This is a genomic window from Streptomyces sp. NPDC051207 (assembly GCF_040682395.1).
Classification (GTDB): Bacteria; Actinomycetota; Actinomycetes; order Streptomycetales; family Streptomycetaceae; genus Streptomyces.
The window spans coordinates 55,323-79,834 of record NZ_JBFBAX010000030.1 but is presented as its reverse complement, the minus strand read 5'-3'; the positions used below and the strand labels follow the sequence as shown (position 1 = coordinate 79,834).

The 24,512-nt window shown below is 72.2% G+C and carries 24 protein-coding genes; 12 read left to right on the top strand and 12 right to left on the bottom strand.

The genetic code is table 11. The annotated features are described in order from the left end of the window. Positions 1–130: 130 nt before the first annotated feature. The 7 genes from AB0M97_RS25145 to AB0M97_RS25115 form a co-directional block, all read right to left on the bottom strand. Complete coding sequence (locus AB0M97_RS25145) at positions 131–787, bottom strand: LAETG motif-containing sortase-dependent surface protein (RefSeq protein ID WP_365963237.1); 657 nt, start codon at positions 785–787, stop codon at positions 131–133. Positions 788–976: 189 nt separating this feature from the next. After that, positions 977–2,101: a Rossmann fold nucleotide-binding protein gene (locus AB0M97_RS25140; protein ID WP_365963235.1), complete on the bottom strand. Its 1,125-nt coding sequence runs from the start codon at positions 2,099–2,101 to the stop codon at positions 977–979. 50 nt (positions 2,102–2,151) lie between these two features. Further along, on the bottom strand, positions 2,152–2,559 hold the full coding sequence (locus AB0M97_RS25135) for a VOC family protein (RefSeq protein WP_365963234.1): 408 nt from the start codon (positions 2,557–2,559) through the stop codon (positions 2,152–2,154). A gap of 97 nt (positions 2,560–2,656) precedes the next feature. After that, positions 2,657–4,072 carry a hypothetical protein gene (locus tag AB0M97_RS25130; protein WP_365963233.1) on the bottom strand — a complete coding sequence of 472 codons (1,416 nt, stop codon included), beginning with the start codon at positions 4,070–4,072 and terminating at the stop codon, positions 2,657–2,659. Continuing rightward, positions 4,054–4,794: an ATP-binding cassette domain-containing protein gene (locus tag AB0M97_RS25125; RefSeq protein WP_365963232.1), complete on the bottom strand. Its 741-nt coding sequence runs from the start codon at positions 4,792–4,794 to the stop codon at positions 4,054–4,056. The genes AB0M97_RS25130 and AB0M97_RS25125 overlap by 19 nt, the downstream gene beginning before the upstream one ends. Positions 4,795–4,996: 202 nt before the next feature. After that, the gene (locus AB0M97_RS25120; RefSeq protein ID WP_365963230.1) at positions 4,997–6,370 is read right to left on the bottom strand and encodes an aspartate aminotransferase family protein; all 1,374 of its coding nucleotides are present in this window, start codon (positions 6,368–6,370) and stop codon (positions 4,997–4,999) included. 2 nt (positions 6,371–6,372) lie between these two features. After that, entirely contained in the window at positions 6,373–6,888 is a 516-nt protein-coding gene (locus tag AB0M97_RS25115; protein ID WP_365963229.1) for an Lrp/AsnC family transcriptional regulator, read from the bottom strand. 181 nt (positions 6,889–7,069) lie between these two features. Between AB0M97_RS25115 and AB0M97_RS25110 the strand changes: the two genes are divergently transcribed. After that, positions 7,070–8,509 (top strand): gamma-aminobutyraldehyde dehydrogenase, encoded by a 1,440-nt coding sequence (locus AB0M97_RS25110; RefSeq protein ID WP_365963228.1) that lies wholly within the window; start codon positions 7,070–7,072, stop codon positions 8,507–8,509. Between the two features lie 74 nt (positions 8,510–8,583). Here the strand turns inward: AB0M97_RS25110 and AB0M97_RS25105 are convergent, their stop codons facing one another. From AB0M97_RS25105 to AB0M97_RS25095, 3 genes are all read right to left on the bottom strand, one after another. Next, positions 8,584–9,756, bottom strand: coding sequence for a serine hydrolase domain-containing protein (locus AB0M97_RS25105; protein WP_365963227.1), 1,173 nt, complete (start codon positions 9,754–9,756; stop codon positions 8,584–8,586). A 222-nt stretch (positions 9,757–9,978) separates the two neighbouring features. After that, positions 9,979–10,674, bottom strand: a complete 696-nt coding sequence (locus AB0M97_RS25100) for a glycerophosphodiester phosphodiesterase (protein ID WP_365963226.1) — start codon at positions 10,672–10,674, stop codon at positions 9,979–9,981. 21 nt (positions 10,675–10,695) lie between these two features. Beyond that, positions 10,696–11,757 (bottom strand): adenosine deaminase, encoded by a 1,062-nt coding sequence (locus tag AB0M97_RS25095; protein ID WP_365963224.1) that lies wholly within the window; start codon positions 11,755–11,757, stop codon positions 10,696–10,698. A 654-nt stretch (positions 11,758–12,411) separates the two neighbouring features. Here AB0M97_RS25095 and AB0M97_RS25090 point away from each other — a divergent pair. Further along, positions 12,412–12,747: a DUF4190 domain-containing protein gene (locus AB0M97_RS25090; protein ID WP_365963223.1), complete on the top strand. Its 336-nt coding sequence runs from the start codon at positions 12,412–12,414 to the stop codon at positions 12,745–12,747. Positions 12,748–12,834: 87 nt separating this feature from the next. Here the strand turns inward: AB0M97_RS25090 and AB0M97_RS25085 are convergent, their stop codons facing one another. Next, the gene (locus AB0M97_RS25085; RefSeq protein ID WP_365963222.1) at positions 12,835–13,419 is read right to left on the bottom strand and encodes an NADAR family protein; all 585 of its coding nucleotides are present in this window, start codon (positions 13,417–13,419) and stop codon (positions 12,835–12,837) included. 200 nt (positions 13,420–13,619) lie between these two features. Between AB0M97_RS25085 and AB0M97_RS25080 the strand changes: the two genes are divergently transcribed. From AB0M97_RS25080 to AB0M97_RS25045, 8 genes are all read left to right on the top strand, one after another. Further along, complete coding sequence (locus AB0M97_RS25080; RefSeq protein WP_365963221.1) at positions 13,620–15,182, top strand: gamma-aminobutyraldehyde dehydrogenase; 1,563 nt, start codon at positions 13,620–13,622, stop codon at positions 15,180–15,182. A 53-nt stretch (positions 15,183–15,235) separates the two neighbouring features. After that, positions 15,236–16,483: a spermidine/putrescine ABC transporter substrate-binding protein gene (locus tag AB0M97_RS25075; RefSeq protein WP_365963220.1), complete on the top strand. Its 1,248-nt coding sequence runs from the start codon at positions 15,236–15,238 to the stop codon at positions 16,481–16,483. 4 nt (positions 16,484–16,487) lie between these two features. Beyond that, complete coding sequence (locus AB0M97_RS25070) at positions 16,488–17,672, top strand: ABC transporter ATP-binding protein (RefSeq protein WP_365963219.1); 1,185 nt, start codon at positions 16,488–16,490, stop codon at positions 17,670–17,672. Further along, entirely contained in the window at positions 17,672–18,595 is a 924-nt protein-coding gene (locus tag AB0M97_RS25065; protein ID WP_365963218.1) for an ABC transporter permease, read from the top strand. Before AB0M97_RS25070 ends, AB0M97_RS25065 begins: the two co-directional genes overlap by 1 nt. Next, positions 18,596–19,396, top strand: a complete 801-nt coding sequence (locus AB0M97_RS25060) for an ABC transporter permease (protein ID WP_365963217.1) — start codon at positions 18,596–18,598, stop codon at positions 19,394–19,396. It abuts the gene before it with no gap. Between the two features lie 22 nt (positions 19,397–19,418). Then, complete coding sequence (locus AB0M97_RS25055; RefSeq protein ID WP_365963216.1) at positions 19,419–20,843, top strand: FAD-dependent oxidoreductase; 1,425 nt, start codon at positions 19,419–19,421, stop codon at positions 20,841–20,843. Between the two features lie 119 nt (positions 20,844–20,962). Then, positions 20,963–21,421 (top strand): hypothetical protein, encoded by a 459-nt coding sequence (locus AB0M97_RS25050; protein ID WP_365963215.1) that lies wholly within the window; start codon positions 20,963–20,965, stop codon positions 21,419–21,421. A 10-nt stretch (positions 21,422–21,431) separates the two neighbouring features. Then, positions 21,432–21,620, top strand: a complete 189-nt coding sequence (locus tag AB0M97_RS25045) for a hypothetical protein (protein WP_365963214.1) — start codon at positions 21,432–21,434, stop codon at positions 21,618–21,620. Here AB0M97_RS25045 and AB0M97_RS25040 read toward each other — a convergent pair. Continuing rightward, entirely contained in the window at positions 21,608–22,273 is a 666-nt protein-coding gene (locus AB0M97_RS25040; protein ID WP_365963213.1) for a phosphatase PAP2 family protein, read from the bottom strand. The genes AB0M97_RS25045 and AB0M97_RS25040 overlap by 13 nt on opposite strands. 142 nt (positions 22,274–22,415) lie before the next feature. Between AB0M97_RS25040 and AB0M97_RS25035 the strand changes: the two genes are divergently transcribed. Then, positions 22,416–23,477: an N-acetylmuramoyl-L-alanine amidase gene (locus AB0M97_RS25035; RefSeq protein ID WP_365963212.1), complete on the top strand. Its 1,062-nt coding sequence runs from the start codon at positions 22,416–22,418 to the stop codon at positions 23,475–23,477. Positions 23,478–23,499: 22 nt separating this feature from the next. Further along, a complete protein-coding gene (locus AB0M97_RS25030; protein ID WP_365963211.1) occupies positions 23,500–24,312 on the top strand; it encodes a VCBS repeat-containing protein in 813 nt (270 codons plus the stop codon). Positions 24,313–24,512: the final 200 nt, after the last annotated feature.

The following is a 24,512-nucleotide window of genomic DNA, read 5'->3' as shown; positions in this document are numbered from 1 at the left end:
CCCGCACCCGCACCAGCCACTTCGCAAGGCTTCGCCCCGCCGAGCAACTCGACGGGGCGAAGCATCACGGCCCGGATTAACCAACAGCGTCCCGGGGGAATCGGGGGCGGGCCGTCCGTCCGGCGGGGCGTCAGCTGTCGCTGTTCGCTCCGCGGCGGCGCAGGCCGAAGAAGACCGCGCCACCGCCGACGACGACCAGGGCGGCTGCGATGCCGGCGATCAGGCCGGTGTTCGAGTCCGCGCCGGTCTCGGCGAGGTTCGAGTCGCCGCCCGCGGGTGACGGGGCGTTGGTCCCGGTGCCCGCGGGAGGCGTGCTCTGCGGGGCGGACGGGGTCGGCGTGCCGGTCTCACCGGACGGGGTGGAAGCGGACTCCGAGGGCGTCGGCGTCGGCGTGGCCGACGGGGTCGGGGTCGCCTCCTTCGTGCAGGCGGTGGCCGGGGTGACGAGGTTCGGCTTGATGTCCTCGTCGACGTACGGCTTCGCCTCGACGTGCACGCGGTACTCGGCGTTCGGCTTCCAGTCCTCGGCGAAGGTGATGGTGACGCCCTCGCGCGAGCCCTTGACGACCTGCTCGCCGACCTTCCTCAGGTCGGCGCCGTTGTTCTGGAGGTAGACGGTGACGGTGGCGGGCACGCCGGACGGGTCGACGTCGGTGACGGTGATGACGCCCTTGTCTCCTTCGCACTTGGCGGCGGCGGAGAACTCATTGATGTTGCAGGCGAGGGCGGTGCCCGAAGCCCCGACCGCGAGCGCGGCCGAAGCGGAGACAACACCGAGAACGCGCACGGAACGTGCGACGGTACGGCGGGATATGGACAGGACTGTCACGTTGGTCCTTCACGTGATGCGCACAATGCGGGGGGTTGAGGGCGGATGGTGTGACACCACCACACCCATGAGGCTCACAGGTCTATTGGCAGCGCATCAGCAGTGTCAACGCATATGCCCGCCAACCGCGTTGACTTTGCCGTCTTATTAAGCCCTCAGGCGTTTCAACGCCTCGGGAGCCTCCTCGATCCCGTCGACCAGCGCGATCCGCGCCTCCATCGACCGGCCCCGCGCGAGCGACCGGAGCAACGGCCAGGCCGGCAGCCGCTCCGTCCAGTGCGCCCGGTCCACCAGCACCATCGGCGTCGGCTCGCCCCGCGACTCGTAGTAGTTCGGCGTCGCGTTGTCGAAGACCTCCTGCACGGTGCCGGCGGCGCCCGGCAGGAAGACCACGCCCGCGGTGCAGCGGGCCAGCAGGCCGTCCTCGCGGGTGGCGTTGGCGAAGTACTTGGCGATGTGCGCGGCGAAGGCGTTCGGCGGCTCGTGACCGTAGAACCAGGTCGGGATGCCGACCGAGGCGCCGCCGCCCGGCCAGCGCCCGCGCACCTCGAAGGCGGCGCGCGCCCAGTCGGTCACCGACGGCGCGAACGACGGTGCCTTGGCGAGCAGTTGGAGCGCCTCGTCCAGCATGGTGTCGCCGAACGGCGCCGCGTACGCGCCGAGGTTCGCCGCCTCCATGGCGCCCGGCCCGCCGCCGGTGGCGACCGTGAACCCGGCGCGGGTCAGCTCGCGGCCCAGGCGGGCGGCCCCGGCGTAGGCGTCGGTGCCGCGCGCCATGGCGTGACCGCCCATGACACCGACCACGGGGGCGCCGGCGAGGAGTTCGTCCAGGGCGTCCGACACTGCGTCGTCGTGGATGGCGCGCAGCATCGACGCGAAGACGTCGCCGTCCGCCTTGGTCAGCTGGAACCACGCGTAGGTGCGGGCGTCGGGTGTCGCGTCGTAGCCCTCCTCGAGGTGCGCGAACAGCTCCTCGGGGGTGTAGACGAACCCGCGGTAGGGGTCGAAGGGCACGCCCGGTACGGGCGGGAACACCAGGGCGCCCGCGGTGCGCAGCGCGGCGGCGGCCCCGGGGTCCATCGGGCAGCCGAGGAAGACGGCGCCCTCGCAGGCGACGGACAGCAGGGCGTCCGTACGGTCCGTCAGGTCGACGGCCTGGACCCGGTAGTGGGCCAGTGTGCGGTGCTCGGCGAGGACCTGGTCGAACTCGGCGAGCGACTCGATCTCGCGGTCGTGGGCGGCGTGAAAGGCCTGGGCGGGTGTATGAGGCACCCGCCCATGCTAGGCATCGCCGCCGCGGACGGGCCTGGCCGGTGCGGGGCTCAGCCTTCCAGGGCGGCCGGGTCCATCCACACGACCTCCCAGGTGTGTCCGTCGAGGTCGTCGAAGGAGCGGCCGTACATGAAGCCCTGGTCCTGCTTCTCGCCGGACTCCGTGCCGCCCGCCGCGATCGCCTTGTCGACCAGTTCGTCGACCTTCTCGCGGCTCTCGGCGCTCAGCGCGAGCAGCACCTCGCTGGTCCTGGTGGCGTCCGCGATCTCCTTCTTGGTGAACCTGGAGTAGAACGGCTTGGTGAGCAGCATGGCGACGATGGTCTCGCTGATCACGACCGAGGCCGCGTTCTCGTCGCTGAACTGCGGGTTGATCGTGTAGCCGAGGTCCGTGAAGAACTTCTTCGAGGCGTCGAGGTCGTTCACGGGCAGGTTCACGAAGATCATTTGCTGGTACATGCGGGGTCTCTCCCGGTGTCGTTCCGATGTGGACGGTAGGTAGACCGGGCAGCCCCGCGGAAGTCATCGCCGGTCACGGTGTTTTTTCGGACAGGCTTCAGCGGGCGAGCGGCAGCGCGGCCAGCTCCGCGACGAGCAGCGTCAGCGGCGCGAACAGGACCAGGACGGCGCCGGTGCGCAGCAGGGCCGCGCCGCGCAGCATCGTCGCGGGCGCCCCGAGGCGCAGCAGTGCCGCCGTGGTGTCGGCGCGGGCGTCCCTGGCCTCGACGGCGGCGATCAGCACCGTCCCCACCGTGCAGCCGGTCACGACGAGCGCGCCCAGGACGGTGAGCGGGCCGGCGGCGGGGCCGCGGGCGTCGTGCAGCGCCGTCGACGCGTGCATCACGGCCAGGGCCGCGCACACGATGCCGAGGGGGCGGCCGATGCGGGAGGCCTCCGTCATGAGGACCCGGCCGGCCAGGAGCCGCAGGGCGCCCGGCCGGACCGCCTGGAGCAGCCGGCCGCACAGGTGGGTGAGGCCGGGACCGGCCAGCGCGAGCCCCACGGCCGTCAGCGCCAGGCCGGCCAGCACACCGACGGGGCCGCCCCCGAGCCCTCCGGGCAGGTCGACCCCGCCGCCGCCCGCGCTGTGGCTCCCGTACGCCTCGACGGTGAGCCCGGCGGCCACGACGGCGATGCCCCAGGGGAGGCCGGCCGGGGCGGTGCCGGGAGCGGGGACGAGGGAGCCGGGGATGCCGGACGTGGCCGCGGTCGGTGCCGGGTCGGCGGGTCCTTGCGGGGAGGCGGGGGGGCGGGTGCCGGTCAGCGTCGCTGTTCCCGCGGCGCCGGCGCTCCCGGTCGGCCCGGCCGCCCCGGCCGTCGCGCTCGCCCCCGTGGTCCCGGCCCCGGCCGCCCCCGCCGCCACCGGCGCGGCCGCGGGCACCGTCGCCGTCCCGTTGACCCAAATGCGCCCGTACGCCGCCGACCACCGGTAGGCGCGTGCCGCCCTGCGTACCGTCTCGCCCCGGTCGTCGCGGGGCCGCAGCAGCAGGGCCACCGTGAGGGACGCGAGAGCCGGGGCAAGAGCCAGGAGGGTCAGGGCGGCCGGCAGCGGGAGGGGCCGGCCGGCTGCGAGGAACTCGGTGGCGGCGCCGTCGACGGGCGTGCCGGTGAGGTCGCCGCGCAGGTGGAGGAAGACCAGCAGCGCCACCGCCGAACCCAGCGTGCAGGACAGGGCCGTCGTGGCCGCCGAGAGGGCCATCAGGCGGGCGGGGCCGAGGCCGATCGCCGACAGGCTGGGCCGGGGCCGGGTGCCCGGGTCGATACGGGCGACGGCCGCCGCCAGGTACACCGTGGCGGCCAGCGGGGCCACGCACCAGGCCAGGCGCAGGACGGCGCTCCCCGGCGGGTGGCTCATCGCGTAGCCGAGGGTGGACAGCAGCAGGAACCCGGTGCCCGCCGACGCCGCCGCGACCAGCAGGCGGCGCAGCCGGACGGACGGGTGCGAACCGCGGGTCAGACGGAGAGCGAGCACGCGGCCCGGCCTTCCGACTCGGGCACCGGCGGCAGGTGCACGGTCTTCACCCGCCGCCCGTCCAGCAGCGACACCGTGCGGTCGGCGAGCGCCGCGGTGTCGGGGTCGTGGGTGGCCAGGACGACGGTGATGCCGTGCGAGCGGGCCGCGGTGGTGAGCGTGCGCAGGACGTGCGCGCGGTCGGCGCGGTGCAGGGGCGCGGTCGGCTCGTCGGCGAACAGCACTGTCGGCGTGGGTGCCAGCGCGCGGGCGATGCAGACGCGCTGGCGCTGGGTCTGGCGCAGCTCGTGCGGCCGTCTGCGGGTCACGTCACCGACGTCGAGGCGCTCCAGCCACTCCAGGGCGGCCGTCTTGGCGCGCCGTCTGCCGATGCCGCGCAGCATCAGCGGCAGGGCGGTGTTCTCCCAGACGTTCAGCTCGGGGACGAGCACCGGCGCCGGGTCGATCCAGCCGAACCGGTCGCGGCGCAGCCGCTCGCGGTGCAGCGGGGTCATGGTGTGGACGGGCACGCTGTTGAACCAGACCTCGCCGCGTCCGGCGGCCAGCTGTCCCGACAGGCAGCGCAGCAGGGTGGTCTTGCCGCTGCCGCGCGGGCCGCTGACGGCGAGGATCTCGCCCTCCCGGACGCCGAGCGAGACGCCTTGCAGCGCGGGGGAGCCGTCGCGGTGCGTCAGATGCAGAGCGCGTGCCCAGAGCACGTCGTTGTCCGGCGGGGCCACCATGGGCGTACACCTCGGTTCAGATCAGAAATGCCGTGCGCGGTTCGCGAAATCCCTCGTGCGGGGGAACGAAGGCAGGGCCGATCGGTTACAGGGCACGCTAAGGAGCCGGGGCCGCGAGGCCGGACAGCACGCGGCCCGGGGTGCGCCCTTCTCACTCGTAAGGGTGCACCCCGGGCCGTACAACCGGCTGAACCGCCGTGGGTCAGAGCTTCGTCCACGCCTCCGTCAGCGTCGCGCGCAGGATCTGCTCGATCTCGTCGAACGTCTCCTGGTCGGAGATCAGCGGCGGGGCGAGCTGGATGACCGGGTCGCCGCGGTCGTCGGCACGGCAGTACAGGCCGTTCTCGAAGAGCTTCTTCGACAGGAAGCCGTACAGGACGCGCTCGGTCTCCTCCGCGGTGAAGGACTCCTTGGTCGCCTTGTCCTTGACCAGCTCGATGCCGTAGAAGAAGCCGTTGCCGCGGACGTCGCCGACGATGGGCAGGTCGTGCAGCTTCTCCAGCGTGGCGCGGAAGGCGCCCTCGTGGTCGAGGACGTGCTGGTTGAGGCCCTCGCGCTCGAACAGGTCGAGGTTGGCGATGCCGACCGCGGCCGAGACCGGGTGGCCGCCGAAGGTGTAGCCGTGCAGGAAGGTGTTGTCGCCCGTGTAGAACGGCTCGGCGAGGCGGTCGGAGATGATGCACGCGCCGATCGGGGAGTAGCCCGAGGTCATGCCCTTGGCGCAGGTGATCATGTCCGGGACGTAGCCGAACTTGTCGCAGGCGAACATCGTGCCGAGGCGGCCGAAGGCGCAGATGACCTCGTCCGAGACGAGCAGCACGTCGTACTGGTCGCAGATCTCGCGCACCCGCCGGAAGTAGCCGGGCGGGGGCGGGAAGCAGCCGCCCGCGTTCTGCACCGGCTCCAGGAAGACCGCGGCGACCGTGTCCGGGCCCTCGAAGAGGATCTGCTGCTCGATCTGGTCGGCGGCCCAGCGGCCGAAGGCCTCCGGATCGTCGCCGTGGATCGGGGCGCGGTAGAAGTTGGTGTTCGGGACCTTGTGCGCGCCCGGCACCAGCGGCTCGAAGGGGGCCTTCAGGGCCGGCAGGCCGGTGATGGACAGGGCGCCCTGCGGAGTGCCGTGGTAGGCGACCGCGCGGGAGATCACCTTGTACTTGGTGGGCTTGCCGGTCAGCTTGAAGTACTGCTTGGCGAGCTTCCAGGCGGTCTCGACGGCCTCGCCGCCGCCGGTGGTGAAGAAGACCTTGTTCAGGTCGCCCGGCGCGTGGTGGGCGAGGCGCTCGGCGAGCTCCACGGCCTTGGGGTGGGCGTAGGACCACACCGGGAAGAACGCCAGCTCCTGGGCCTGCTTGAAGGCGGTCTCGGCGAGCTCGACGCGGCCGTGTCCGGCCTGGACCACGAACAGGCCGGCGAGACCGTCGAGGTAGCGCCTGCCCTTGTCGTCGTAGATGTGCGTGCCCTCGCCCCGGACGATGGTGGGGACGGGGGCGTTCTCGTACGAGGACATGCGGGTGAAGTGCATCCACAAGTGGTCGTACGCGGACTTGCTGAGGTCCTTGGGGCTGTCGGTGCTCACGATTATCGGGTTCCCCACATGTAGGTCTGCTTCTTGAGCTTGAGGTAGACGAAGCTCTCGGTGGAGCGCACGCCGGGCACGGCCCGGATGCGTTTGTTGATGACCTCGAGGAGGTGGTCGTCGTCCTCGCAGACGATCTCCACCATCAGGTCGAAGGAGCCCGCGGTCATCACCACGTACTCGCATTCCGGCATGGCGGTCAGCGCGTCGGCCACGGACTCCACGTCACCCTCCACGTTGACCCCGACCATCGCCTGCCGGCGGAAGCCGACGGTCAGCGGGTCGGTGACGGCGACGATCTGCATCACGCCCTGGTCGAGCAGCTTCTGGACGCGCTGGCGCACGGCCGCCTCGGACAGGCCGACGGCCTTGCCGATCGCGGCGTACGGCCGGCGGCCGTCCTCCTGGAGCTGCTCGATGATGGCGAGGGAGACGGCGTCCAACGTGGATCCGCCGTTGCGGGACTGGCTGGAGTCCCTCTGGTCTGCGCTTCGACTGGCCACGACGTCACTGTGCACGACGTCTCGACAGTTTCGCAAGCCCTGATCGATGAAATCCGTTGTTTGCGGGCGTGTAGCTTGCGGATTTCGCAGTAACGGCTCGGTCGGGGGTGTTGAAAACGTCGGGCGACGGATTAGGGTGGGTGTCTCAGAGGTTGGACACCTTGAACCCCCACCAGGAACACCAGGAGGGCCTGCAGTGAGCACCGAGCTGCGACGTCTGCGCAACTACATCGACGGCGAGTTCCGCGACGCCGCCGACGGACGGACCACCGAGGTGGTCAACCCCGCGACCGGCGAGGCGTACGCGACCGCTCCGCTGTCCGGCCGGGCGGACGTGGACGCCGCCATGGCCGCCGCCGCCGCGGCCTTCCCGGGCTGGCGCGACACCACCCCGGCCGAGCGGCAGAAGGCCCTGCTGAAGATCGCCGACGCGTTCGAGGAGCGCGCCGAGGAGCTCATCGCCGCCGAGGTGGAGAACACGGGCAAGCCGATCGGGCTGACCCGCACCGAGGAGATCCCGCCGATGGTGGACCAGATCCGCTTCTTCGCGGGCGCGGCGCGGATGCTCGAGGGCCGCTCGGCCGGCGAGTACATGGAGGGCCTGACGTCGATCGTCCGCCGCGAGCCCATCGGCGTCTGCGCGCAGGTCGCGCCGTGGAACTACCCGATGATGATGGCCGTGTGGAAGTTCGCCCCGGCGCTCGCCGCGGGCAACACGGTCGTGCTGAAGCCGTCGGACACCACCCCCGCCTCCACCGTCCTGATGGCCGACATCATCGGCTCGATCGTGCCCAAGGGCGTCTTCAACGTCATCTGCGGCGACCGCGAGACCGGCCGCGCGATGGTCGAGCACCCGACCCCGGCGATGGCCTCCATCACCGGCTCCGTGCGGGCCGGCATGCAGGTCGCCGAGTCGGCGTCCAAGGACCTCAAGCGCGTCCACCTGGAGCTGGGTGGCAAGGCGCCGGTCGTCGTCTTCGAGGACTCCGACATCGCCAAGGCCGTCGAGGACATCTCGGTGGCGGGCTTCTTCAACGCCGGGCAGGACTGCACGGCCGCCACGCGCGTGCTGGTCCACGAGTCGATCCACGACGAGTTCGTGTCCGCGCTCGCCAAGGCCGCGTCCGAGATCAAGACCGGCATGCCCGACGACGACGACGTCCTGTTCGGCCCGCTGAACAACCCCAACCAGCTCGCGCAGGTCGAGGGCTTCGTCAACCGCCTGCCCGCGCACGCCAAGGTCGAGGCGGGCGGCCAGCGCGTCGGCGACAAGGGCTACTTCTACGCGCCGACCGTCGTCTCTGGCCTCAAGCAGGACGACGAGATCATCCAGAAGGAGGTCTTCGGCCCGGTCATCACCGTCCAGTCCTTCACCGACGAGGACCAGGCCGTGGAGTACGCGAACGGCGTCGAGTACGCCCTCGCCTCCTCCGTGTGGACCAAGGACCACGGCCGCGCCATGCGCATGTCGAAGAAGCTCGACTTCGGCTGCGTGTGGATCAACACGCACATCCCGCTCGTCGCCGAGATGCCGCACGGCGGCTTCAAGAAGTCCGGCTACGGCAAGGACCTGTCGGCGTACGGCTTCGAGGACTACACGCGCGTCAAGCACGTGATGACCTCGCTGGACGGGTAACCCGCGGGGCGGTGCGGCGGCCCCGTACGGGACGTATCCCGTACGGGGCCGTCTCCCCTCCGGGGCCTTCGCCGTCAGCGGCTGAACGCCGGGAAGGCGAAGCGGGCGGCGACGGCGAGGCCGTCCCCGCGCGCGTCGGTCGCGTTGACGGAGTAGACCACGGTGCGGGACAGGTCGCGGGTGGCCGCGACGACCGTGTGGTAACCGGGCCGGGAGCCCGTCTTGCCCCAGATCTCCCTGCCGTTCAGCTCGAACCTCTCCAGAGCGGCGCCCATCCTGGCGCCGGGCACGTCCGGGACCGTGAACATCTCCCGCAGGTGCGGCCGAGCCACGACGCGGCCCCGGAACAGCGCCGTCAGCAGCCGCTCCAGGTCGGCGGTCGTGGAGATCATGTCCCCGGCGGCCCACCGGTCGGACATGTTCCAGTCGGTCACGTCCGTGAGCCGGCCGCCGATCACCTCGTAGCCGCGGTGGTGCGGGCCGTGGATGCGCGGATCGGGGCCCGCCGGGAACGACGTGTGGCGCATGCCGAGCGGCCGGAAGATCCGTACGGCGGCCTGGTGCGCGTACGTGTCGCCGGTGACCTTCTCGATCAGCATGCCGAGCACCGTGTAGTGGATGTTGCCGTAGTGCTGCTCCGCGCCGGGCGCGTGGCCGGGGCCCTTGGCGACGGACGCGGCGACGACCTCCTCGGGCGTCAGTGTCTCGAACCGGCGCGGGTACATCTCCTCGGTGCTGTCCCCGAGGGACGCGCCGGGCCGCAGTCCGCTGGTGAAGTTCAGCAACTGCCGTACGGTCACCGGCCGGAAGTCCGCCGTGAGCAGGCCGGGCAGGTACTGCTGCACCGTGCCGTCCAGTGAGATCCGTCCCTCGGCGGCGAGCCGCAGCACCAGCGCCGCCGTCACGATCTTCGTGGTGGAACCGGCGCGGAAGCGGGCGTTCGGCAGCGCCGGCGCGCCCGAGTGCAGGTCGCGCACGCCGGCCACGCCGTGCCAGCTTCCCCTGCCGCCCACCCTGACCAGCGCGGCCGTCGCGTCCTCGTCGGGCAGCCCGGCGAGCGCGGCGCACAGCGCCTCGACGTCGGGGCCGTCCGCCGCGGCGGCGGGTCCTTCCGGCGCGGTGGCGGGTCCTTCCGGTACGGCACAGGACGACGCCGGCTGTGCGGCGGCACTGCCGGCGAGGGGGAGGGCGGTCAGGCCGACGGTGAGCGCGGTCGCCAGGGCGACGACGGTCGGGCGGACGTGCACGGGGGCTCCTCGGGGGATCGGCGCAGGGACGCGATCATCCTCCGGGCGTACGGGCCCGACCGGATCGTCGTACGGGAGGGTGCCGCCCCCCGGCCGTCCCCGAGTCAACGGGCGCGTGGGGCGGGGGTGTCGTGGGTGACTTCCCCTACGGGACCCGTCCGGCCGGCGCGGGTCGGCCGTCCGGTGCGGGGTCGCCCGGGGGCCGGACGCGTCGCCCCCCGCTCACGCCGACGGGCGGGCCGTGCGCAGGGTGTGCAGCGTGTCGATGCGGTTGGTCGTGATCGAGTCCACGCCCAGGTCCAGCAGGCGGCGCATCGAGCGGCGGGTGTCCGGGGTCCAGGCGGACAGCAGGTAGCCGTCGCGGTGGACGCGCCGCGCGAGGTCCCGGTCCAGCAGGGTGAAGCGGTAGTTGAGCCACCGCGGGCGCACCGCCTCCAGCAGCGCGGGCCGCGGCGGCGCCAGCGTCGTCCAGGTCAGGGCGATCTCCGCCGCGGGGTCGGCCGCCCGCACCGCGAGCATCGCCCGCGCGCCCGCGCAGTAGTACACGCGGTCCTGCGCCCCGCACTGCCGTACGGCGTCCACGACCCGGCGGGCCGCCCGCACGTCCGGGGTGCCGGGCAGGTCCAGCATCACCCGGTGCCCGTCGGCCGCCGCCAGCGCCTCCGCCAGTGTCGGCACGCGCCCGCCGGTCAGACCGCGCACCTCGTCCGCCGACAGCGACAGCAGTGGCCGGTCGTGCTCCCACAGCCGCTTCAGCGTGCCGTCGTGGAGCAGCACGGGCACACCGTCCCGGGTGAGCCGTACGTCGACCTCCACCGCGTCCGCGCCCCGGTGGAGCGCGGACCGCAGCGAGGCGATGGTGTTCTCCCGGACGCGGTAGGGGTCGCCGCGGTGGGCCACTGCCGTCACGTTCCGCATGAGGGTCCTTTGCGCGCGGGATCAGGAGGCGAGCCGGCCGGCCGTGTACGTGTCGATCTCGGCCGTCAGCCGGGCCTTGCCGGGCTCGTCCAGGAAGGACGCCTCGACCGCGTTCTTCGCGAGGTCGGCAAGGCCCCGCTCGTCCAGGTCGAGCAGGCGGGCGGCGACGGCGTACTCGTTGTTCAGGTCGGTGCCGAACATCGGCGGGTCGTCCGAGTTGATCGTGACGAGGACACCGGCCCGCGTGAACTCCTTGATCGGGTGCTCCTCCAGTGTGCGGACCGCGCGCGTGGCGATGTTCGACGTCGGGCAGACCTCCAGCGCGATGCGCCGCTCGGCGAGGTGCGCGAGCAGCTGCGGGTCCTGCGCGGAACTGGTGCCGTGCCCGATGCGCTCCGCTCGCAGGTGCGTCAGCGCGTCCCACACCGTCTGCGGGCCGGTGGTCTCCCCGGCGTGCGGCACCGAGTGCAGCCCGGCGGCGATGGCGCGGTCGAAGTACGGCTTGAACTGCGGGCGCGGGACCCCGGCCTCCGGCCCGCCGAGCCCGAACGACACCAGGCCCTCCGGGCGCAGCCGGTCGTCCGTGGCCAGCCGCGCCGTCACCTCCGCCGCCTCCAGACCGGCCTCGCCGGGAATGTCGAAGCACCAGCGCAGTACGGTCCCGAAGTCGGCCTCGGCCGCCTTGCGCGCGTCCTCGATGGCCGCCATGAACGCCCGCTCGTCGATCCCGCGCCGCACGGACGAGTACGGCGTGACGGTCAGCTCGGCGTACCGCACCTGCTGGCGGGCCAGCTCGCGGGCCACCTCGTAGGTCAGCAGCCGGACGTCGTCGGGGGTGCGGATCAGGTCCACGACGGACAGGTACACCTGGATGAAGTGGGCGAAGTCCGTGAACGTGAAGTACTCGGCCAGGGCCTCGGGGTCGGCGGGGACCTTGGAGTCGGGGTGGCGGGCGGCCAGCTCCGCGACGATCCGGGGGGATGCGGAGCCGACGTGGTGCACGTGCAGTTCCGCCTTCGGCAGCCCGGCGACGAAGGCGCTGAGGTCGCGCGGGAGACGCGGCTCTACGAGGTGCTCGGTCAAGGTTCCTCCCCGGGAACGGCGCCCCGGCCGGGGATGCGCGGCTGCGGGACGCGGGTGATCGGCTGATCGGTGACTCGGGATCATCGTAGGCCGGGGCCGCGCTGTCCGGAGGGCGGGCCGTAGCATGACAGGACGGTCGACAGAGGGGGGCCCGTCATGTCCGACGACGCGCGGGAGCCGGCAGGCGGCGGGGAAGCGGTGGGGCGGACGGAGCCGTGGACGCCGGAAGGGACTCCGGGCCGGCAGGAGGGGCCCGGCACGACGATGGCGTCCGGTGAGCCGCTGACCTGGCCTGCGCCGTCCGTGCACGACCAGCAGACGGTGACCTCCATGCCGGCGGTGGGGGACGGGGCGCCCGTGTATGGGGCTCCGGGGGCCTCGTCGTACGGCGCTCCGGGGCAGGGCGGCTCGTCGTACGGGGCCTCGGCGTATGGGGTGCCGCCGGCCTCTCCCGCCGCGCCCGGCAGTGTTCCCCCGCCGTCTCCCGCCGCGCCCTGGGCCACGCCCGCCGTTGCGCCGCCAGGCTCCGGGCCCGGGTACGGCGGGGCCTTCGCGTCGCCGCCGCCGTATGCCGGCGGGACGTCCGCCAACCCCTTCGCCGCGCCGGACGATGCCGTTCCGCCGCCGCCCATCGCGCCCGACGGGCCCGGGCGGGTGCCCTACGGCTATCCCGGTGGGTACGGCCATCCCGGGCAGACCGGGTACGGCTCCCAGCAGCACGGCTACCACGGCTGGGGTGCGGCGCCGATGCCCAGCAACGGGACGGGGACGGCCGGGCTGGTGCTCGGGATCGTCTCGGCGGCGGTGTTCTGCCTGTGGCCCGTTGCCATCGTGGCCGGGGTGCTGGCCGTGATCTTCGGGGTGGTGGGGCGGGCGAAGGCGTCCCGGGGGGAGGCCACGAATGCCGGGCAGGCGCTGGCCGGGATCATCTGCGGGGTGGCGGGGCTGGTGCTCGGGGTGGGGTTCGGGTTGCTGATGCTGCTCGGGTAGGAGGGGTTTCCGCCCTCCACCGCCCCTTTCCGTCCCGACCCCGGGGGCTGCGCGCCCAGCCCCCTTTCGGCGCTCGGCGCCTCGTCCTCACACGCCGGACGCGCCGAGGCCTCTCAGCCGTGCCCTCGCCTCCATCAGCGCGAACCCCAGCAAGTTCGACCCCGGCCACCTCTCCGGGTCCCCCGACGCCTCGTCGTCCGCCGCCAGGCCTGTGCCCCATACGCGGTCCACCGGGCTTGCCTCGACCAGGACGCGGTCGCCCGTGTTCAGGAGGAAGTGGCGCAGGTCGGTGTGGGCCGTGAACTTGTGGACGCTGCCCTCGACGACCAGGGCGAAGCGCTCGCGCTGCCAGGTTGCCTCGTCGAAGCCGCGGACCAGGCGGCCGGCCTTCTTCGCCTCCGCGGGGTGCTCCGCCGCCAGGACGCGCCGCTCCGCCTCCGCGTCGCCGAACAGGCGGGCCTTGCCGGCCATCATCCAGTGCTCGGCCGTCGCGTAGGTCACGCCGTCCACCGTGAACGGCGACGGCCACCACTGGCTCAGGCAGCTGGGGCCGACACGGCCGTCCGGGCGGGGCCGGTGGCCCCAGAAGTGCAGATACTTGATGCGCGCCCCCGCACGGACCGCCCCGATCAGGGTCTCCCGAGAAGTGATCGCCCCCGTTGTTCCGGTCATGCACGGGAGTGTGCCAGGCGGCAGTGACAACACGTCCGGTCTTTTACCTCGACACTCGACACCCAGTCGACAGATTCCGTCGCGTAATCAAAAGGCAACAACGGAATCACTTGTTGGAGTGCCGTCGCTCTGTCAGGATCGGCACTCAAATCGACCCTGAGCCACGCCGGCCCCCTCTCGGGGACACGGAGGAGAGCGACATGCACAACCCGGGCAACGCCACCCCGGACACCCCGCAGGCCGCCGCCACCGCGGGCCGTTTTCCGGCGCGGGAGCACTTCGCGGGCGGGGCGCAGTACATCGCGGGCCGCCTCACGCGGGGCACGTCCGGCCGTACGCACGCGGTCGTCGATCCGGCGAGCGGGGAGGACGTGTACCGCTACGAGACGGCCTCCGCCGACGACGTCGACGCCGCGGTCGCCGCGGCCCGCGCGGCCTTCCCGGGCTGGGCCGGTGCCACCCCCGGCGAGCGGTCCGACGCGCTGCACCGCTTCGCCGCCGTCGTCGCCGAGCGCGCCGAGGACTTCGCCCGGGCCGAGGCCCTGCAGTGCGGCAAGCCGCTGAAGCTGGCCCGTGAGTTCGACGTGCCGGGCACCATCGACAACATCGCGTTCTTCGCGGGCGCCGCCCGGCACCTGCAGGGGCAGGCCGCCGCCGAGTACTCCGGCGACCACACCTCGTACGTGCGCCGGGAGCCCATCGGTGTCGTCGGTTCCATCGCGCCGTGGAACTACCCGCTCCAGATGGCCGCCTGGAAGATCCTCCCGGCCGTCGCCGCGGGCAACACCGTCGTGCTGAAGCCCGCCGAACTCACCCCGCTGACCTCGCTGCTGTTCGCCCAGGCCGCCACCGACGCCGGCATCCCGGACGGTGTGATCAACATCGTCACCGGGACGGGGCAGGAGGCCGGCGAGCACCTCGTCGCGCACCCCGGCGTCGCCATGACGTCCTTCACCGGCTCCACCGCCGTCGGCAGACGCGTCGCCGAGCTGGCCACCGCCACCGTCAAGCGCCTCCACCTGGAACTCGGCGGCAAGGCACCGTTCGTGGTCTTCGACGACGCCGACCTGGAGGCCGCCGCCAACGGCGCCGTCGCCGGGGCCCTCATCAACACCGGGCAGGACTGCACGGCCGCCACGCGCGCGTACGTGCAGCGGCCGCTGTACGAGGCGTTCGTCGCGCGCACGGCCGCGCTCATGGAGACCGTCCGGCTCGGCGATCCCTTCGCCCCCGGCACCGACCTCGGCCCGCTGATCTCGCACGCCCAGCGCGACCGGGTCGCCTCCTTCGTGGACCGGGCCCGCGCCTACGCGCGCGTGGTGACCGGTGGCGAGGCACCGCGGGGGGAGCTGGGCAACGGCGCGTACTACCGGCCGACGCTGATCACCGACGCGGCCCAGGACAGCGAGATCGTGCAGGCGGAGATCTTCGGGCCGGTCCTCGTCGTGCTGCCCTTCGACAGCGACGACGAGGGGATCGCGCTCGCCAACGACACCCCGTACGGGCTGGCCGCCTCCGCCTGGAGCCGGGACGTCTACCGGGCGAACCGCGCCACCCGCGAGATCGCGGCGGGCTGCGTGTGGGTCAACGACCACATCCCGATCATCAGCGAGATGCCGCACGGCGGCTACAAGGCGTCCGGCTTCGGCAAGGACATGTCCGCCTACTCCTTCGAGGAGTACACGCAGATCAAGCACGTCATGTTCGACAACACGGCGGTCGCCAGGAAGGACTGGCACCGCACCGTCTTCGGGGACCGTTAGCCACCAGGCCGCCCGACCACGGCCGACCGACCTCCCGAAAGGGCACCACGCGCATGGAGCAGTACGAGCCCGACCGCCTGACAGCGGCCCAAGTGGCCGCCGTGCGGCGCAGTTTCCGAAACGGCAGGGCCGCCCTCACCCGGCGCTCGCTGCTTCGCGCCTCCGCGGGCGGCGCGCTCGCGGCCGGGGCGCTCGGCGGCCTGAGCGGCTGCGGCATCCCCGCGGCCGGCAAGGCCCAGGGCGGGGTGTCGGCGGAGGACCGCTCGGCGGAGGAGAAGACCGTGAGCTTCTCCAACTGGACCGAGTACATGGACGTCGACGACAGCGGCAAGCGCCACCCGACGCTGGAGGCGTTCACCAGGCGCACCGGCATCAAGGTCAAGTACACCGAGGACATCAACGACAACAACGAGTTCTTCGGCAAGATCAAGCCGCAGCTCGCCGCGGGCCAGGACACCGGCCGCGACCTCATCTGCGTGACGGACTGGCTGGCGGGCCGCCTCATCCGCCTCGGGTGGGTCCAGAAACTCGACCCGGCCAACCTGCCGCACGCCTTCGCGAACCTGTCGTCGCAGTTCCGCAGCCCCGACTGGGACCCCGGACGCGCCTACTCCTACCCCTGGCAGGGCATCTCCACGGTCATCGCCTACAACAAGAAGGCGCTCGACGGCGTCGAGGTGACGTCGGTGTCCGACCTGCTCGACAACCCGAAGCTCAAGGGCCGCGTCGGCTTCCTCACCGAGATGCGCGACACCGTCGGGATGACGCTGCTCGACATGGGCAAGGACCCGGGGAAGTTCGGCGACGACGACTACGACGCGGCCATCGCCCGCCTCCAGAAGGCCGTCGACCGGGGCCAGATCCGCCGCTTCACCGGCAACGACTACACCTCCGACCTCACCAAGGGCGACTTCGCGGCCTGTCTCGCCTGGGCCGGTGACGTCGTCCAGCTGAAGGCGGACAGCCCGGACGTCGACTTCCTCATCCCGGACAGCGGCTACCTGACCTCCAGCGACAACCTGCTGGTCCCCAACAAGGCCCGGCACAAGACCAACGCCGAGCGGCTCATCGACTACTACTTCGAGCCGAAGGCCGCCGCCGAACTCGCCGCGTACATCAACTACGTGTGTCCCGTCGACGGCGTGAAGGACGAACTCGCCAAGATCGACGAGGACGCGGCGAACAACCCGCTGATCCTGCCCGACCGGGCCATGCAGGCCAAGTCCCGCGCCTTCCGCTCACTGAGCTCGAAGGAAGAGACGGCCTACGAAGCCAAGTTCGCGAAGCTCACGGGGGCGTGACGAGATGAAGACGACGACAGACACCGGCGGCGACGTCCGCCTCACCGGCATCGGCAAGACCTACGGCGCGTTCACCGCCGTGCACCCGCTCGACCTGACCGTGCCGCAGGGCTCCTTCTTCGCCCTGCTCGGCGCGTCCGGCTGCGGCAAGACCACCACCCTGCGCATGATCGCCGGCCTGGAGGAGCCAACCTCGGGCACCGTCCACCTCGGCGACCAGGACGTCACCCGGCTGCCCCCGTACAAGCGGCCGGTGAACACGGTCTTCCAGTCCTACGCCCTCTTCCCGCACCTGGACATCTTCGAGAACGTCGCCTTCGGTCTGCGCCGGCGCGGCATCCGCAGCGTGACGAAGCAGGTCGAGGAGATGCTGGAGCTGGTGCAGCTCGGCGAGCAGGCCCGCAAGAAGCCGCACCAGCTCTCCGGCGGCCAGCAGCAGCGCGTCGCCGTGGCCCGCGCCCTGATCAACCACCCCAGGGTGCTGCTGCTCGACGAGCCGCTCGGCGCCCTCGACCTGAAGCTGCGCCGCCAGATGCAGCTGGAGCTCAAGCGCATCCAGACCGAGGTCGGCATCACCTTCGTGCACGTCACGCACGACCAGGAGGAGGCCATGACCATGGCCGACACCGTCGCCGTGATGAACGCGGGCCGCGTCGAGCAGCTCGGCTCGCCCGCCGACCTGTACGAGAACCCGCGGACCACGTTCGTGGCGAACTTCCTCGGCACCTCCAACTTCATCGAGGCCGAGGTCGACACCGCGGGCGGCGACGAGCTCGTGCTGAAGGCGGGCGGCGGCAAGCTGGTGCTGCCCCGGGCGCGCTGCTCGGCACCCACGTCCACCGGCGGCAAGGTGCTGGCCGGTGTCCGCCCGGAGAAGATCTCGCTCACGCACGCCGACGACGCGGGCCGGATCCCCGAGGGCCGCAACCGCATCACCGGCCGGATCGCCGACTCCAGCTTCATCGGCGTCTGCACCCAGTACGTCGTGGACAGCCCGGTCTGCGCCGACTTCGAGGTGTACGCCCAGAACATCGACCGGGACCCGCGTCTGGTGCCCGGCGCCGAGGTCGTCCTGCACTGGAACCCGGCGCACACCTTCGGCCTCGACGCGGCGCAGGACATCGACGCCGGTGTGGAAACGGTGGAGCCGGAGAAGCAGGGGAAGCCGGACAAGGGGGACGCGGCCTGATGGCGACCGTCACCGAGGCGCCGCCCCTGGCGCCCGCCCCCGAGCGCAGACCCCCGCGCAGGCGGGGCCGCTGGACTCCGTACCTCCTGCTGCTGCCCGGCATCCTGTGGCTGCTGGTGTTCTTCGCGCTGCCGCTGGTCTACCAGGCCTCCACGTCCGTGCAGACCGGCTCCCTGGAGGAGGGCTACCGGGTCACCTGGCACGTCGCGACGTACTGGGACGCCCTCGCCGAGTACTGGCCGCAGTTCGTGCGGTCGGTCGCCTACGCCGCCACGGCGACCGTGCTCTGTCTGCTGCTGGGGTATCCGCTCGCGTATCTCATCGCGTTCCGGGCGGGCCGCTGGCGCAACCTGATCATGATCCTGGTGATCGCGCCGTTCTTCACCAGCTTCCTGATCCGCACGCTCGCGTGGAAGACGATCCTCGCCGACGGCGGGCCGGTCGTCGGCGCGCTGGACGCGCTGCACGTCCTGGACGTGACGAGCTGGCTCGGCTGGACGTCCGGCGACCGGTTGCTGGCCACGCCGCTGGCGGTGGTGTGCGGTCTGACGTACAACTTCCTGCCGTTCATGATCCTGCCGCTGTACACCTCCCTGGAGCGCATCGACCCGCGGCTGCACGAGGCGGCGGGCGATCTGTACGCGAGGCCGTGGACGACGTTCCGCAAGGTCACCTTCCCGCTGTCGATGCCGGGCGTGGTGTCCGGCACGCTGCTGACGTTCATCCCGGCGTCCGGCGACTACGTCAACGCCGATCTGCTCGGCTCGACCGACACGAGAATGGTCGGCAACGTCATCCAGACGCAGTTCCTGCGGGTGCTGGACTATCCGACGGCCGCCGCGCTCTCGTTCATCCTGATGGCCGCGATCCTCGTCATGGTCACCCTCTACATCCGCAGGTCCGGCACGGAGGATTTGGTGTAAATGGCCTTCGTCAACTGGCTCAAACGCCATCTCGTCGTCATCGCGGGACTGCTGACGCTGTCCTATCTCCTCCTGCCGAACATCGTCGTGACGGTGTTCTCCTTCAACAATCCGGCGGGCCGCTTCAACTACGAGTGGCGGCAGTTCTCCACGGACGCCTGGCGCGACCCGTGCGGCGTGTCCGGCCTGTGCGGCTCGCTGGCGCTCAGCCTCCAGATCGCCCTGTGGGCGACGCTCGGCGCGACCGTCCTCGGCACGCTGATCGCGTTCGCGCTGGTCCGCTACCGGTTCCGGGCGCGCGGCGCGGTCAACTCGCTGATCTTCCTGCCGATGGCGATGCCCGAGGTCGTCATGGCCGCCTCACTGCTCACGCTGTTCCTCAACATGGGCGCCGAGCTGGGCTTCTGGACGGTCCTCATCGCCCACATCATGTTCTGCCTCAGTTTCGTCGTCACGGCCGTCAAGGCGCGCGTGATGTCGATGGACCCGAGGCTGGAACAGGCCGCGCAGGACCTTTACGCGGGGCCCTTCCAGACATTCGTCCGGGTGACCCTGCCGATTGCCGCGCCCGGTATCGCGGCGGGCGCGCTGCTCGCGTTCGCGCTGTCCTTCGACGACTTCATCATCACGAATTTCAACGCCGGTTCCACCGTCACGTTCCCCATGTTCGTCTGGGGCTCGGCGCAGCGCGGCACACCGGTGCAGATCAATGTGGTCGGCACGGCCATGTTCGTCGTCGCCGTGCTGCTCGTGCTCATGTCCATGGCCGCCGGAAACCGCCGCAAGAAGCAGAAGGCCTGAAACCCTGTAGGGAGTTGACATCATGGCCCCGAGCGCCATGAGCAGAACCGAGTGGACCGAATCCCTCTCCGAGGCCCGGCCGGTGCCGTACTGGCTGGACGACCCCGGCAGGCCGCGCCCCGAACCCGCCCTCACCGGCGCCGAGACCTGCGACCTGCTCGTCGTCGGCGGCGGCTACAGCGGACTGTGGACCGCGCTCGTCGCCAAGGAGCGCGACCCGCAGCGGGACGTGCTGCTCGTGGAGGGCCGTGAGGCGGGCTGGGCCGCCTCCGGCCGCAACGGCGGCTTCTGCGCCGCCTCCCTCACGCACGGCCTGCCCAACGGCCTCACCCGCTGGCCCGGCGAGATCCACAGGCTGGAGGAACTCGGCGCCCGCAACCTGACGGAGATCGAGCGGGCCGTCGCCCGGTACGGCATCGACTGCGACTTCGAGCGCACCGGCGAGATCGACGTCGCCACCGAGCCCCACCAGGCACGCGAACTGCGCGACTGGTACACGCGGATTCAGGGCGAGGGCCTGGCCGACGGCGTCGAGTACCTGGACGCCGAGGCGGTCCGGGAGCAGGTCGCCTCGCCCACCTTCCTGGCCGGCCTGTGGGACCGCCGGGGCGTGGCCATGCTGAACCCGGCAAGGCTCGCCTGGGGCCTGAAGCGGGCCTGCCTGGACCTCGGCGTGCGGATCCACGAGCACACGCCCGCCCTCACCCTGAAGCCGTACGGCGCCGGCATGGCCGTACGCACCCCGTACGGGCAGGTCCGCGCCCGGCAGGTGGCGCTCGGCACGAACGTCTTCCCGAGCCTGGTCAGGCGGGTGCGCGCCTACACGGTCCCGGTCTACGACTACGCGCTGATGACCGAGCCGCTCACCGCCGCCCAGCTCGCGTCCGTCGGCTGGAGGAACCGGCAGGGCCTCGGCGACTCGGCGAACCAGTTCCACTACTTCCGGCTGTCCGCCGACAACCGCATCCTGTGGGGCGGCTACGACGCCGTCTACCCCTACGGCGGCCGGGTGCGCGCCGAGTACGACGACCGGCCGGAGACCTACGCCAAGCTCGCCGGGCACTTCTTCACCTGCTTCCCGCAGCTGGAGGGCGTCCGCTTCACGCACGCGTGGGGCGGCGCCATCGACACCTGCTCGCGCTTCTCGGCCTTCTTCGGCACGGCCCACCGGGGGAAGGTGGCGTACGCGGCGGGCTACACGGGGCTCGGCGTGGGCGCGACCCGGTTCGGCGCCGAGGTGATGCTCGACCTGCTGGCCGGGGAGCGCACCGAGCGCACCGAGCTGGAGATGGTGCGCAGGAAGCCGCTGCCGTTCCCGCCGGAGCCCTTCGCCTGGACGGGGATCGCGCTCACCAAGTGGTCGCTGGCCCGCGCCGACGCGCACGGCGGGCGGCGCAACCTGTGGCTGCGGACGATGGACCGGCTGGGACTGGGCTTCGACAGCTGACCGGGCTGATGTGCCCCGGGTCACTCCAACGAGGCCCCGGAACCCGCGTAATGACCCCCGGGGGGCCTCCCTCTCCCTCGTGACGCGACCGCGTCCACGAGAGAGAGGGAGGTTCCGTCATGGCGGGGACAACGAAGTCCGCTGTCGAGTGGCTGGTGTCCGTCGCGCCGGATCCCGACGTCTGCCGCTGGGAATGGGAACGCAATCCGCACGGGGTGACCCTGCTGCCGGCCGGGAAGGCCTGGGACGTCCTGATCCTCCCGGCCACGCTCGGACGTCCCACGCTCGACGTGCTCACCCGGGTCCTCGGCCGGCCGGGCCCGGTGCTCGCCGACTTCGGGGACGACCGCACCGGGTTCTTCGTGCCGCCGGGCACCGCGGGCCGCTGGCTGGGCACGGGCGTGCGCACGGCCGGACCCGGCACCTGGATCGTGGTGCCGTTCCCGGGCCGGGCGGCGACCGGGCCGGTGCGCTGGCTGGTCCAGCCGGACGGCTCCGGCACCCTCACCGACCCGGCTCTCCTGGAGCTGGCGATGCATGAGGCCGCGGCGGGCGGCGCGACGGGGGAGGAGGTGTGACAACGCGCCAGTGGTCTTGACGACCGAATTGGTCTGGACCGAGTTGAGCGCGTTCTACCCCTCCAACTCCCGCGTCTCCGGAGGCACTTGTGGACCTCGTCAGCCTGCGCAGACCGTCCGGACGGCCGCCGTCCACCGCGACGGCACGAAGATCCTCACGAGCGAGTTCCAGCGGACGTGCGACGGCTACTTCGGCTGAGAAGCCGCCCGTGCAGGCGCCCCAGGGGGCGCCTGAGGAGGCGTCAGCCCGCGCAGCGCCAGCACGAACAGCGTCAGCAGCACCGCGCACAGGCACCAACTGGCCACCACGTCCAGCGGCCAGTGGTAGCCGCGCCGCACCAGGCCGAAGCCCACGCCGGCGTTCACGACCGCCGAGGCGGTGACCAGGGCGCGGCGCGCGTGGGCGGTGCGCAGCAGCGGCAGGAGCAGCACCGCCGCGGTCCCGTAGGCGACCGCGGCCGTGGCCGTGTGCCCGGAGGGGAAGAAGCCGGAGCCCGGATGGACCGGCGTGCCCGGACGGTCCGTCAGTTCCTTCACCGGCACGACCAGCAGCGGCACCACCGCCATCCACACGGCGGCCAGAACGGGCGGCAGCCACCAGCGGACGGCGCCCGCCGCCCGCCGCCGCAGCCCGGCGTACACCAGGACGGCGAGCAGGACCGGCAGCGCGACCTCCGCGTTGCCGAGGTCCGCGAGGAGTTCGGAGCCCCGGTCCGGGTGGCGGAGCGCCCGGCTCACACTCGCGTCGGCGTCCAGCAGCGGACCGTCGGCGACGACCTGCCAGGTGATCAGCCCGAAGGCAACGGCAGGCAACCACAGGGACGCAAGGAACGGCAGAAACAGGCGGGACACGGATACAGCTTGACAGGACCGGTCAATATGACGCATCCCGGTGTAGCGCGACACGGCGGGCGGAATCATCCAGCCGGACACCCCGTCCACGCCCCCCGCCGACGCCGCCCGGCGCGGCCCCCAGCGAACCGGAGGACTGCGCATGGCCGAACCGCTCACCGCGAGCCGGCTGGTCGCCGCGCTGCGCGAGGAGGGCTGCACGGTGCGGGAGGTCGGTGACTGGCGCACCAACAACCGCAACCACACGGGCCCCTGGGGCCCCGTCAACGGCGTGATGATCCACCACACCGTCACCGGCCCCTCGTACGATGTCGTGAGCCTCATCTACCACGGCCACAGCAAACTCCCGGGCCCGCTCTCGACCGGCTGCATCACCAAGGACGGCACCGTGCACCTGGTGGGCAACGGCCGCGCCAACCACGCGGGCGGCGGCGACCCGGACGTTCTCAGAGCCGTGGTGAGCGAGTCGTACGGCGACTACCCGCCCCGCACGAACGAACACCAGGACTCCTCCGGAGCCGTCGACGGCAACGCCCGCTTCTACGGCTTCGAGTGCGAGAACCTCGGCGACGGCAAGGACCCCTGGCCGCCCGCCCAGTACACCGCCATGGTCAGGGCCGCGGCGGCGATCTGCCGCGCGCACGGCTGGGGCCCGAAGTCGGCGATCGGCCACCTGGAGTGGTCCGACCACAAGTCCGACCCCCGGGGCTTCGACATGAAGGACTTCCGCCGCGACCTCGCCGACTGCCTGGCGCTCCCGGCGGGCCAGTGGGAAGGAGAGGACCCCGTGCCCCAGTACGTCAACCTCGGTCTCGCGGAGGCCTACACGCTCACCCCGGGCGACTGGAACAGCATCGAGTTCACCAGGGAGTGGAGCGACGAGCCGGGTCACCACGCCGGCGGCGGAGCCGTGTGGGCGCGCGGCCCGGCCCGGTTCACCGGTTCCGTCAGCCTGCGCATAGACGGCCTGCCCGTCGGCGCGGTGCTCCAGGCGCGGATGAGCGAGTACGAGGGCTCCGAGCACCGCACGGACCACTCGATACACGAGGTCGTCGGCACCCCGGGCGGCACGTTCGCCACGCTGCCCGTCACCAAGCGCCTGGCGTCCGGCCGGGGGATGCGGATACGGCTGCTGAACCAGGCCGGCCGACCGGTGACGGTCTCCAGCGCCGTGCTGACCGTGCTGCTGTGGAAGGAAGGCTGACGGCGGGCGCCCCGCGCGGCGGATGACGCCGACGGAAACGGGCGCCGCGTACAACCCCGGTGGCCCGCGGGCCGTCCACGTCACCATGAGCGGTCACATGCGGTCCCGCAACGGCGGACGGCGGCTGCGGCGGGGTGCCGCGCTGCCGGTGGTGGCACTGGTGCTGCTCGCCGGGTGCGGGGACGACGGGGACCCGCCGCCCGCCCCCGACGGCCCGCCGAAGGTGGCGGCCTGTGTCGGCGCGGACGGGGCCCTCGTCGCGGACGTCGACGGGGACGGCCGCGCCGACCGGGTGCTGGACCCCTCGGGCACGGGCAGGCGGCTCGCCGTGGCCTTCGGCGGACGGTCCGGCTCCGGACATCCCGTCCCCGTGCGGGAACTGGCCGGGGACGGCGCCGAGGACGCGAAGGACGTGGTGGGTGCCGTGGCGGACTTCGACCGGGACGGTTGGCCCGACCTGGTCGTGGCGGCCACGGGGGAGTGGCGGGGCGACGACCCGGTCGAGCCCGACGTGGCGGAGGTGCGCTTCGGGCCGTTCTCGGCCTCCGGCGGCGGACAGCGCACCCGCGGCCTCGACCTCGGCGAGACCCGCGGCCTCGCCGTCGCCGACTACGACCACGACCGCCACCCGGACCTGGCCGTCTACGCGTACGCGGGCGACGGTGTCCACGAGGTGCAGGCCCGCCTCGGAAACGTCGGCACGGGGCTCGGCGACGCCGACGAGCGCTCCCGTCGGTACACGGTCCTGCCGGAGAGGTTCGACGAGAGCACCCCGAGCGGGATGCCCCGCGACGCGCTGAGCGCCTTCCACCCGCGCTGCCGGGACAGCGGCTGAGAAACGGCCGAAGGGCCGGCGCAGGGGGGAGTGCGCCGGCCCTTCAAGAACGTCCGCGTCGGCCGTTCTGACCGGAACGTCGCGCGCCCCGGGGGGTTTGGGGCGGGCGACCGTCCGATCGGTGAGGAGATCCGAAGCCGAGACTTCGGTGTGCGCGAGGCACGACCAGGCCGAAGCTGGGGAGGCCCCGGCCCGATGTC